This is a genomic window from Pseudomonas sp. AU11447 (genome assembly GCF_001672555.2).
Lineage (GTDB): Bacteria > Pseudomonadota > Gammaproteobacteria > Pseudomonadales > Pseudomonadaceae > Pseudomonas > Pseudomonas nitroreducens.
This window is the reverse complement of sequence record NZ_LZDG02000062.1, coordinates 17426-29063: the sequence shown is the minus strand read 5'-3', so window position 1 is coordinate 29063 and position 11638 is coordinate 17426. Positions and strand designations below refer to the sequence as shown.

11 protein-coding genes are annotated in these 11638 nt (G+C 57.3%); all 11 read left to right on the top strand.

Going from position 1 to position 11638, the window contains the following annotated elements:
- The first annotated feature begins 93 nt into the window (after positions 1–93).
- On the top strand, positions 94–558 hold the full coding sequence (locus tag A6723_RS22945; protein WP_024764674.1) for an N-acetyltransferase: 465 nt from the start codon (positions 94–96) through the stop codon (positions 556–558).
- A gap of 88 nt (positions 559–646) precedes the next feature.
- Positions 647–1531, top strand: coding sequence for an ABC transporter substrate-binding protein (locus tag A6723_RS22940; protein ID WP_054908338.1), 885 nt, complete (start codon positions 647–649; stop codon positions 1529–1531).
- A gap of 194 nt (positions 1532–1725) precedes the next feature.
- Positions 1726–2385 carry a DedA family protein gene (locus A6723_RS22935; RefSeq protein WP_054908337.1) on the top strand — a complete coding sequence of 220 codons (660 nt, stop codon included), beginning with the start codon at positions 1726–1728 and terminating at the stop codon, positions 2383–2385.
- Positions 2386–2392: 7 nt separating this feature from the next.
- Positions 2393–3211 carry a zinc-dependent peptidase gene (locus tag A6723_RS22930; protein ID WP_054908336.1) on the top strand — a complete coding sequence of 273 codons (819 nt, stop codon included), beginning with the start codon at positions 2393–2395 and terminating at the stop codon, positions 3209–3211.
- Positions 3212–3291: 80 nt separating this feature from the next.
- Positions 3292–3822 carry an inorganic diphosphatase gene (ppa, locus tag A6723_RS22925; protein ID WP_054908335.1) on the top strand — a complete coding sequence of 177 codons (531 nt, stop codon included), beginning with the start codon at positions 3292–3294 and terminating at the stop codon, positions 3820–3822.
- 347 nt (positions 3823–4169) lie between these two features.
- The gene (locus A6723_RS22920) at positions 4170–5384 is read left to right on the top strand and encodes an integrase arm-type DNA-binding domain-containing protein (protein WP_064979863.1); all 1215 of its coding nucleotides are present in this window, start codon (positions 4170–4172) and stop codon (positions 5382–5384) included.
- Between the two features lie 535 nt (positions 5385–5919).
- A complete protein-coding gene (locus A6723_RS22915; RefSeq protein ID WP_223677436.1) occupies positions 5920–7200 on the top strand; it encodes an ABC-three component system protein in 1281 nt (426 codons plus the stop codon).
- A complete protein-coding gene (locus tag A6723_RS22910; protein ID WP_023124088.1) occupies positions 7197–7685 on the top strand; it encodes a three component ABC system middle component in 489 nt (162 codons plus the stop codon). The genes A6723_RS22915 and A6723_RS22910 overlap by 4 nt, the downstream gene beginning before the upstream one ends.
- Entirely contained in the window at positions 7682–9637 is a 1956-nt protein-coding gene (locus tag A6723_RS22905; protein ID WP_023124087.1) for a DUF3732 domain-containing protein, read from the top strand. The genes A6723_RS22910 and A6723_RS22905 overlap by 4 nt, the downstream gene beginning before the upstream one ends.
- Before the next feature lie 274 nt (positions 9638–9911).
- Positions 9912–10682 (top strand): hypothetical protein, encoded by a 771-nt coding sequence (locus A6723_RS31845; protein WP_023124086.1) that lies wholly within the window; start codon positions 9912–9914, stop codon positions 10680–10682.
- Positions 10683–10774: 92 nt separating this feature from the next.
- Positions 10775–11524 carry a DUF2971 domain-containing protein gene (locus A6723_RS31455; protein ID WP_023124085.1) on the top strand — a complete coding sequence of 250 codons (750 nt, stop codon included), beginning with the start codon at positions 10775–10777 and terminating at the stop codon, positions 11522–11524.
- Positions 11525–11638: the final 114 nt, after the last annotated feature.

Here is an 11638-nt window from a genome sequence, read left to right as displayed (position 1 = left end):
CAAATTCTGGTGCAGCATCGGACCAATGGCTATTCGCTGGCATAGCCCCTGCATTGCCATACCAGCCCACCCACCTCCCGCCGAGGCCCGCTTATGCGCATCGTGCAAGCCACGCTCGACCACCTCGATCTGCTCGCTCCGTTGTTCGTCAAATACCGCGAGTTCTACGGCATGCTCCCCTACCCCGAGTCCTCGCGGAAATTCCTCGAGAAGCGCCTGCGCCGCAAGGAATCGGTGATCTACCTGGCCCTGCCGGACGACGACGACAACAAGCTGCTGGGCTTCTGCCAGCTCTACCCGAGCTTCTCCTCGCTGTCGCTCAAGCGCGTGTGGATCCTCAACGACATCTACGTCGCCGAAGAGGCGCGCCGCCAGCTGGTCGCCGACCACCTGCTGCAGACCGCCCGGCAGATGGCCCGCGAGACCCAGGCCGTGCGCATGCGCGTGTCCACCAGCGTCAACAACGAAGTGGCGCAGAAGGTCTACGAGTCCATCGGCTTCCGCGAGGACAGCGAGTTCAAGAACTACATCCTGCCGATCAGCGACGACCTCAACTGAGGCACGCAACGGCCCGCTGGCGGCGGCGGGCCCGGCACACTAAAGTGCCATCATCGGAATTGCCGCGGCCTCCGCATGAAGGGATCCCATGCGTATTTCCCTGCTCGTTCTGCGCACCGCCTGCTTCTGCCTGGGCCTTGCGGGCGCCATCGCCCAGGCCCAGACGTTGCGTGTCGCCACCCTGGAGTGGGCGCCCTACGTCGGTAGCGACCTGCCGGGCAATGGGCTGGCCAGCCGCATCCTCAACGAAGCCCTGGCGCTCAATGGTGACAAGGCCGAACTGGTGTTCCTGCCCTGGCAGCGGGCGCTCAACGAAACCCGCGAGGGCCGCTTCGACGCGCTGATGCCGGCGTACCTGTCGCCCGACCGCAGCCAGGATTTCTACACCTCGATGCCGCTGCTGGACTCCCAGCTCGGCTTCTTCCGCCGTCGCGACCGCGCCCTGCCGATCAACCCCCGCGACCTCGACACCCTGCGCCCCTACCGCATCGGCGTGGTGCGCGGCTACGTCAACCAGGAGAGCTTCGACAGCGCCGACTTCCTCAACAAGGACGTGGTCAGCAGCGACTGGCAGAACCTGGAAAAACTCCTGCGCGGGCGTATCGACCTGGCCGTGGTGGACCGCTACACCGGCTACCAGTTGCTCAGCCAGAACGCCCCGGCGCTGCGCGAGCAGCTGGAGTTCGTCGACCCGCCGCTGGAGGTCAAGCCGCTCTACGTGCTGGTGCCGAAAAAGCGCGCCGAAGGCGAAGCCCTCGCCGCCAGCCTCGACCGCGGCCTGCGCACCCTGCGCCGCAGCGGGCGCCTGCAGCAGCTGATTGCCGAGGCACGCCTGGAAACCGCGATGAACACCCGTGAAGTCGCCGTACACCCGCTGGCCGAGCAATTGCCAGCCGCCGGCGAGCAGAACGGCGCGGCGTTGACACCCCGGGCGGCGCCCGCCCTGTTGAGCTGGCAGGCAAGCCTGCTCTGACGCAGTGTCCAGCGCTCCCGCGGTATTTGTCACAAGGCGTTGCGGCGCCTGCAGCGACAGGATTTTCACGCAGAAGCTGTAATATCCTCCCGCGGGTCTCCGTCGCAGGATTCGACAGAGAGCGCCCCCGGCAGCCAGGTCGCGCCTTATAATGGTCGGCCCGGCCGTTCACCTCGTTGTCAAACAGGCTTCTCATGGAATTCAACCCGATCGACCTGATTCTCCACCTCGACAGCTACCTGTCGCTGGCGGTAGCCAACTATGGCACCTGGATCTACGCCATCCTCTTCCTGGTGATCTTCTGCGAGACCGGCCTGGTGGTGACGCCCTTCCTGCCGGGCGACTCGCTGCTGTTCATCGCTGGCGCCATCTGCGCCGCTGGCGGCATGGACCCGTGGCTGCTCGGCGGCCTGCTGCTGCTCGCGGCAATCAGCGGCGACAGCACCAACTACGTGATCGGTCGAACACTGGGCAAGCGCCTGTTCAGCAACCCGAACTCGAAGGTCTTCCGCCGCGACTACCTGGACCAGACCCACGCCTTCTACGAGCGCCACGGCGGCAAGACCGTGACCCTGGCGCGCTTCCTGCCCATCGTGCGCACCTTCGCGCCCTTCGTCGCCGGCATGGCCTACATGCCCTACGCGCGCTTCCTGTTCTTCAGCGTGGCCGGCAGCATCGCCTGGGTCGGCGGCCTGGTGACCCTGGGCTTCTTCTTCGGCAACGTGCCCTTCATCAAGCAGAACCTCTCGGTGATGATCATCGCCATCATCGCCTTCTCCCTGGTGCCCATGCTGATCGGCTTCATCCGCCACAAGATGCGCCCATCGGCCAAGGCCCAGCCAGGCGAGCACTGATCCGCCCATGTGGTCGTTCAGCGCCTGGCGCCGCCGGCGCTTCCTCGCCCGCTATCCGCTCGACGCCCAGCTCTGGGAGCAGGTGCGGCGGCAGTTGCCGATCCTCGACGGCCTGAGCGAAGAGGAACTGCGCCGGCTCGGCGAGCGGGCGCTGCTGTTCCTGCGCGACAAGCGCCTCTCGCCGCTACCCGGCATCGAACTGGACGACTACCGCCGCCTGCTGCTCGCCACCCAGGCCGAGCTGCCGCTGCTGCACCTGCCGGACCTGAACTGGTACAGCGGCTTCCATGAACTGGTGCTCTACCCCGACGACTTCGTCAGCCCACAGAAACACCGCGACCCCGCTGGCGTCATGCACGAATTCGACGACGAGCGTGCCGGCGAAACCTCCCTGCAAGGCCCGGTGATCCTCGCCTGGCCCGGCGTGGAGAGCGGCGGTGGCTGGGACGCCTACAACCTGGTGATCCACGAACTGGCGCACAAGCTCGATATGCTCAACGGCGACGCCAACGGCCTGCCGCCACTGCACCGTGACATGCGCGTCACCGACTGGGCCGCCGCCATGCAGGCCGCCTACGACGACATGAACCGCCAGCTCGACCGCGATCCGCAGGCGCACACCGCCATCGACCCATACGCGGCCGAGAATCCTGCCGAGTTCTTCGCCGTCACCAGCGAGTACTTCTTTACCGCTCCGGACCTCCTTCAGGCTGCCTATCCCAAAGTCTATGAACAGCTTTCGCTGTTCTACCGGCAAGATCCGCTCTCGCGCCTGCACCGGCTGCAAGCCGAGCACCCCGAATATCAGGAAACTCGGGCGCACTAGGCGATGTCTGTGGCTTGGACACGGCAATCTGCCTATAATCCGCCGCACTTTTTCGGCCCGACCACTATCTGGAGTCGTCCATGAGCTACAGCAGCATCCCGGCTGGCAAAGACCTGCCGAACGACATTTACGTCGCCATCGAGATCCCGGCCAACCACGCGCCGATCAAGTACGAAATCGACAAGGACACCGACTGCCTGTTCGTCGACCGTTTCATGGCCACCCCGATGTTCTACCCGGCCAACTACGGCTTCATCCCGAACACCCTGGCCGACGACAGTGACCCCCTGGACGTGCTGGTCGTGACCCCGTATCCGGTCGCTCCGGGCTCCGTCATTCGCGCCCGTCCGGTTGGCGTGCTGAACATGAGCGACGAAGCCGGCGGCGACGCCAAGCTGATCGCCGTACCGCACGACAAGCTGACCGTCCTGTACAAGGACGTGAAGGAATACACCGACCTGCCGGCCCTGCTGCTGGAGCAGATCAAGCACTTCTTCGAGAACTACAAGGATCTCGAGAAGGGCAAGTGGGTGAAGGTCGAAGGCTGGGGCGACGCCGCCCAGGCCCACGACTACATCACCAAGGCCGTCGCCGCCTTCCAGGCCAAGTGATGGTCGCGGGGTAGCCCCCGCCGCGAAGAAGCCCCGCCACTGCGGGGCTTTTTTGTGACCGGGATTAGGCTTTTCGTCCCGACTTTGCTACCATGCGCGCCCCGCACGCAGTCCCCTGCGTTGCCACAGAATCAAGGCGGCCCGCCCTACCAGAAGTAAGGTTGGACCACCCCCTGAAAGCCGGCCACAAGCCGGCTTTTTTAATGCCCGCAGAAATCCACCAATGTCCGTCAAGCCCTAGAAAATCAAGGGCTTTAGACGTACCATCTATCTCTCAACGTCCACCAATAATCGATAGAATCTCCCGCCAAAGTGTGGGTGAGAGTGTGGGTAGATAGGGAGTCTGTATGGGTAAGCTAACGACCAAGACCATCGAATCCTTGGCTAGGACTGCAGAACCTGGAAAAACCAACGATGGCGATGGGCTCTACTTCCAGGTAGCCAAAGGCGGCTCTTCGAGCTGGATCTTTCGTTACAAGCTGGACGGGCGAAGCCGTGAAATGGGACTCGGCCCCTTCCCGGTCATTACCCTCAGCCAAGCGCGGCAACTCGCAGCGGATCAGCGAAAACTTCTCGCAACCGGGATCGATCCCCTAGCCGCCCGAGATGCAGAACGAGAAGCGAAGCGAGAGGCTGAGCGCCAAGCTGCAGCGCGTCGTACCACGTTCGAAGATCTTGCCCGCGATCATCAACAGGCCCATGGAGCCACCTGGTCTGAGAAATGGCGTAAGGGCTGGCTGCGGAAGCTGGAGCTATACGCATTCCCCATCATCGGGAAGCTATCGGCTGACGACATCCAAACCGATCACATGCTGAGCGTCTTGCGGCCGATTTGGTCGACAAAAACACGCACCGCCGATGAAGTGCGCGGACAAATTGAGCAAGTGCTAGATGCAGCAAAGGCCCGCCGCCTTCGCGGCGGTGACAATCCCGCCCGCTGGCGCGGCCATCTGGAAAACCTCCTCAGCAAAGCTGAAAAGAAGAAAGCTCGGCAACGCCAACACTTCCCAGCCATGCATTGGCGTGACTTGCCGAAGCTGATGAGCAAGTTGGCTCAAGACTCCAGTCGGGATGCGGTAGTCGCACGCCTGCTGATCCTAACTGGGGCTCGCTCCCACATGATCCGCTTTGCGCAATGGCCCGAGATGGACTTTGCAGCTGGGACATGGGCGCTTCCGGCCGAACGCATGAAGATGAGAAAGCCATTCGTCATTCCCTTACCTTCTCAGGCTGCGGATATGCTGCAAAGCCTACCTCGTACGAATTCGCCGTATCTGTTCCCAGGGAAAGGCAAGAGCGGTGCCATACATGCCAATGCCATACGCAACCTCCTGCATAAGCTAGGGCACGCAGACATTACTCGGCATGGCTTTCGCTCCACATTCCGCGACTGGGCCAACGAGAACACTCACTACCCGCGAGAGGTATGCGAGTTCGCGCTCGCTCATGACGAACGGGATCAGACCGAAGCCGCTTACTCTCGCTCAGACTTTCTAGAGAAACGCAGGGCACTAATGGCTGATTGGGCCGAATTCTGTACAAGCCACAAGCTGCAGGCATAACTACCAAACGTCACCGGCAGCAATCGGTAAATTTCACATCCGAGATTATGAGTCAACCGGCAGGGCTGTTGCAGCGCATCGCGCCGGGCGTAGGCTCGGAAATGGTCGGCCAGCTTGTCACACGCGATGGCCTGTGCCCCTTGGCGGTCAGCAGCTGCTCGACGTAGAGGATCTGACGAGCGCTGTACCCCCTTGACCTCTGCACTAGGTGACAGCGCAGGAACGCCCACAGTTCGAGCCAAGAGCATAGAGGAACTCACCGATAGGCCGTAGCGCCGCCGACCATGCCACACAACAGCGAGTACGCCTCGACGGCTACAAGTGGGGAAAGCACAAAACTAGTGCTGCCCACCAGTTGCGGCCTGCCGCTGGCTGTCAGCGCCCATAACTTCCTTTGCGATGCCGTGCATTACCTCGACTGACTTGTCGGGGCATTTTGCTATTATTCGGTAACGGACAGGCGCAGGGCATCGGGTCTGCTGCCGTACTCACTGGGAGTCGGAACTAGAGGGCATGGGGCATAAGAAGCAATGCCATGGCCCGCCACAATGCCAGGTACGCTCCCGACAATTTGCACAAAAAGGAATTTGGCATGGCCGGGACATCTACCGACAAATTTTCGGCCGGTGAGCAGGGGCTGGGATACATCTACCAGGCGCGTCTTGCTCTTCTACAACTGCTCCAATTGCCGGAAGACACCGCCATCTTCCTGGAAAAGGACGATGATCTTGATTTCGTCGACGGCCAGGGTGGGAAGTCCTTGGCCTCACTTAAGCACAAAGCGATCGGGGACAGACTGACCGACTTGTCGGCTGACTTCTGGAAGTCCGTCAACATCTGGTTAGTGCGATATAAACGTGACGGCCGCGTTGCATCGAACCTGCAGTTCTTCCTCTTCACCACCGGCGAGGTGTCGACTGACTCATTCCTGTCCCGTCTTCTCCCCAGTCAGCTCACCACCCCCGACGATGACGAAACTCTGACCGAACTAGCCCAAAAGGCACTTTCGGCATCGAAATCGAAACTCATCACGCCGATTGCCGCGGCGTTCGAGGAGCTGAATGATGCCGAGAAGCAGGATTTCCTCGAACGTATCCTGATCCTCGATAGCAGCCCGCGCATCGGCGACATTCCCGTGCTCATAAGGGACAAGTACATGCGAAGCATCCGGCGTGAGTACCGCGAGTTCGTCTTCGAGCGACTGGAAGGTTGGTGGACCGATGTCGTGATCAAGCATCTCACCGGTGATAGGCCTGAAGGAATTTTTGGCTACGAAGTATCTGACAAGCTCTCGAACTTCGCCGAGGAGTACAAGGCAGATAACCTGCCTATCACCTTCCGCGGAAAACTCCCTTCCGAAGACATCGACATTGATACTGATCCGCGCCTATTCGTGGCACAACTGCGCGAGATAGGCATTTCCGCTAATCGAATCAGGAATGCAATTTTGGATTATTACCGGGCGTTCGAACAACGATCGGCCTGGGCACGCGAGAGCCTGCTTGTGTTGGGAGAGGTCGAGGAATACGAAGATCGCTTGGCCGATGAGTGGGACCGCTACAAGGATGTCATTTTCGAGAGCCTGGAAGACGACAGTGCCGAGGATGCGCTTCGCCAAGCCGGCGCTGAACTTTACAACTGGGCGGAATTTGAAACCGCAAAGATCGACTCCCTGCGCATTCGTGCACGGGTCACGGAACCCTACGTCCTTCGTGGAAGCTTCCACATTCTCGCCGACAGCACTCCCCAACCCAGAGTCTACTGGCACCCCAGATTCCTCGACCGTCTCGGCGACGTACTGGAGGCGGCATCGTGAAGCGATGGGATCAGCGCCCTTTCGAGGTTCGAAACCTGTTCAACCCTGCATTCTGTGGCTTAGTCATGTTTCGCGCCTTGGCTGGCTACGAAGAAGAGGACGACCGCGGCATGCCCTTCTCGCTGTCGCTTCTCGTGCTGCCCCTAAGCCTGCACAAGGACTCGCGAGAGGTGATCGCTAGCAGCCCACGCAGCTATCTGCTCAAGACCACAGAGAAGAACCAGCAAATCATGGTGGGATTTGCCGACCGGGTCACGCAGATGCTTCCCTACGCCTTCGAGGGGTTCGGTCTATTGATGGAAAGGGGCTGCATCGCCGTCGCGAATGACGGACGCATTCAGACCATCCCCAAGAAGGTGCGCAAGGTCGTCGATGGAACTGCCGAAACTGTCGCCTGCCAAAAAGTGGCGCGCGTCGTAGGAAAGGAATTCGCACGTATCGCTGACCGGGCGACCGTTTACACGACTTTCGGGATTCGCCCATGAAGATCAGATCCATCCACATTTACAGCCATGATGGCCAACGTCGTGACCTCACATTCAAGGTGGACGGACTCAACGTCATCACCGGTCGCTCCTCCACTGGCAAATCTGCGCTTTCAGAGATCATCGAATACTGCATGGGACGATCTTCGTTCAACGTCCCCGAGGGTATCATTCGCGACAAGGTGGCCTGGTTCGCCGTTATCTACCAGTTCGAGAAGGAGCAGTTGCTGGTTGCCAAACCAACCCCTTCTGGCAGCGGCGCAAGTTGCAGTACGGCGATGCTGCGCAGAGGTGTGCAATTGCAAGCACCTGAGTTCAAGGACTTGGCGGTCAACACCGACGACGAAAGCATCGTCGAATTGTTGTCGCGCCTGCTCGGAATTCCCGAGAACCGTACCGAAGTCGCGCTGGAGCATAGTCGCAACAGCTACGACGCTAACGTTAAGCACACGTTCTATTACCTGTTCCAGAAACAGGGGTTGGTCGCCAACAAAGACCAACTTTTCTACCGGCAGAACGAGCAGTTCCAACCGCAGGCCATCCGTGACACGTTACCGATCCTGCTCGGAGTCTCTTCCAGCGACCGCTACGAACTGGAGTCCAAGTTGCGCTTGGCGCAACGGGATCTGAGGGTTAACCAGAAGAAACTGGAACTGGCACGCGATGCCGTCGACACATCGCATGTGCAGGCGATCGGCCTCTACTCGGAAGCCAAAACAGTCGGGGTCCTCGGCACTACAGATGAGATTCTCAATGCAGACGGGATCATAGAGGTATTGAGGTCTGCGTTGTCATGGAAGCCCGAAACGATACCTGACGACGACAGCAGCCGGGTTTCGATTCTGGAAGAGAAGCTCGTTCAGTTGCGCCGTAATCGCCGGGATGCCCAGGGGAGGATCGATGCAGCTCGGCAGTTCGCCAAACGCTCAGGCGGCTACGAAAACGAGGCCGCCGAACAGATAGACCGCCTGGCGTCGATCAAAGCCCTGCCGAAGAATCCAGACAGCGGCGAATGGCAATGGCCATTCAGCGAACAAAATCTGGCACTAGAATCCCCGGTTGCCGTTGTCCTGCTCAACGAACTGGAATCGCTCGACAAGGAGTTGCGCGTCGCAACCGGCCAACGTCCTAAGCTTGATGCCTACTTGACCGAACTGGCCGGTACCGTGGACGAGATAAAGGATGAGATCAAGCAGACGGAGGCGGAGCTGTCCGCGGCGATCTCGGCTAACGAATTTCTCGCCAAGATGGGCTCGCGCAACAATGCCGCTGCACGCGTGGTCGGCCGTATCAGCCTGTTCTTGGAAACGCTTCTCCCAAATGAGGATCTTGCCAATCTGGAAGCCGAGAGTCGCCGCCTCAGCAACAAGGTCAAGCAGCTTGAGGAGCAAATCGGGGCGGATGACAGCAACGAGCGCCTGACATCGATCCTCAACAACATCTCCGCACAGATGTCACGATACATCCAGAAGTTCGACGCCGAGTTCGGTCCTTATCCCGCGCGGCTATATCTACCTCAATTGACAATCATCTTTGATCGGCCCGAGCGCCCAGTGCCAATGGGCAGGACCGGCGGTGGCGAAAACCATCTCGCGTACCATCTGTCGGCGCTACTCGCCCTGCATCTATTCGCGGCGCAGAACAATCGACCAATCCCGCGCTTCCTACTGATCGACCAACCAACACAGGTTTACTTCCCCTCTGAGCAGGTTTACCAAGATGCCGATGGTTCAGTGCAGAAGACGGAAGCCGACGCCGACCTTGATGCGGTACGCCGTCTATTCGAACTGTTGCTGAAGTTCACCCAAGAAGAGGTTCCCGGCTTCCAACTAATTGTTACTGAGCATGCGAACCTGCGCGAACAGTGGTTCCAGGACGCGTTGGTTGAAGAACCATGGACTAAGCCACCCGCACTAGTTCCCGAAAATTGGCCGTCAGAACCGGTGAATTGATCTAGCAAGCATCATACGACTAGAGGTGTAGGAGGTGTAAGTAGATGTGTTTTATCGACTACTGGTACCAACTTCTGCTCGGTTCTAACCGATAGGTATTCGCCGATAGTGATCGTCCGTGAGCAGCAGCCCCGACCAGGCAGTGTAAAACCAAGTTCCCGAATCGATGGGTTCAAGGAATCATGTATGACAGGGAAAGTTATACAACAGAAGTGGCTGAAGCATTCCGCCACTTCTGCAGCCTATTTATAGTTAACATTCAGAAGGAGCTGCAATGCCTCAACTTGTACGAAATGCTCGCGCCTACCTACTTTCTCTAGAGGTCTCCGATGCTCAGATTGACTCTCAACTTACACATTGGAAGGAACTACGGCAGGACTCCCTAGAGGGCATTTATCGGTCACTTCTAGCCCACGCCAAAAACAGGCGGGGAATGCCTAATACGATAGGAGACATCTCACGTCTGAAGGGCATATTTTTCAACTTCGATCCACTTAAGGTAATTTCACACTACAGCAGTCATACGGACATACTTAACGAAATAATCAAGAAGAAAATCCCAACTTCTGGCACCATAGATATCCAAAACAACAAAAGCCACTGGGTAGTTTATGCAAAGTCCGCATTGGCATCCGGAAAATTTCTTAGCCGCTTCCAAACCGCTCAAGACTTTCATGACTTCGTCCAATCATTTTATGTCAACGAATACTCCCGCCTGGCACTACCACTACTTCTAAAAGAGGAAATCTTTGGCTTTGGGTTCGCACTGGCCTGTGACTTCCTTAAAGAAAGTGGGCATAGCGGCTTCATCAAACCTGACACTCATGTCAATGACATCTGTCGAGCAGCCAATATAACATGCTCCCCAACAGATTTTGGTGTATTCAAGGACGCAATTAAATACTGCGAGAAGCACGACCTCGTCCCGTACGAATTTGATAAGTTAATTTGGCTTGTCGGCAGCGGAAATTTTTACCTCCATAACTTAAAGGTACCTGCAAGCAAGAGCGAGTTCATATCAAAATGGCTTCAGCGTAAAGCTTAATAATGCGCCACTGCCGTTTACTCCGTTAGCTGGACAGACAAAACCTGCGTTTTTGCCCGCCAGTTTAATTTTTATGCTTGCGAGAAAATTCATTGAAACACCCAGAAATCAAAAGCCTCTACAAATACAGAGCATTTAATGAGTTCTCTCTCCAGATGCTTATCACTGAGACCGCCTGGTTTGCAAAGCCAAGTTCATTCAATGACCCCTTCGACTGCGGAATACTCATTGATGAAGAGAGAATGGAGGAAAGCATACAGACTGCAATCACAGAGGCATATGCAAGAAATGGAGTGAGAGAAGAGGAGATCCCTCGACACGAGCTAGAGATTAAGCAAGAAGACAAAGAAGCTTTCTATAGTTATAGAAACTCTGTAAATATTACAATACAGAACACAGGCATATTTAGCCTAAGCGAAGTAAATAACGATGTTCTAATGTGGGCTCACTACGCCGATAGCCACAAGGGATTTTGCATTGAGTACTCGAGATCTCCTGATAATATTTTAGGAAAAACAGCAGAGCCGGTACTTTACCAGGAGGAACTACCTTCACTATCCGCATCCGCTGTAACAAGCCGCAACGGAAGTGGCATTAACAGCTTATGGCTCACAAAGTCCTCCCACTGGCGCTATGAAAGAGAATGGAGAATATTAAGCCACAAGGGCGGAAATTCACACGAATTCCCATGCAGAATAGCCTCTATAATTTTGGGCTTAAACATGAACAGAGAAAATAGATACACAATACGTCGAATCATGAAAAACAGAGGAGTTATATTTAAAGAAGCACTGAGAGAGAAGAGCAAATTCGGCCTAATAATTTCTGAAGCACAAACATAAATAATGTACTTTCTCTCCGAACAGCCAAAAGCTGCGTATTTGTCTGCCAGTTAGATTGGTTGCTAGTGACTTCCTCTAGCCGGACTCTTCTTTTCACAACAAGCCGAAACGAGC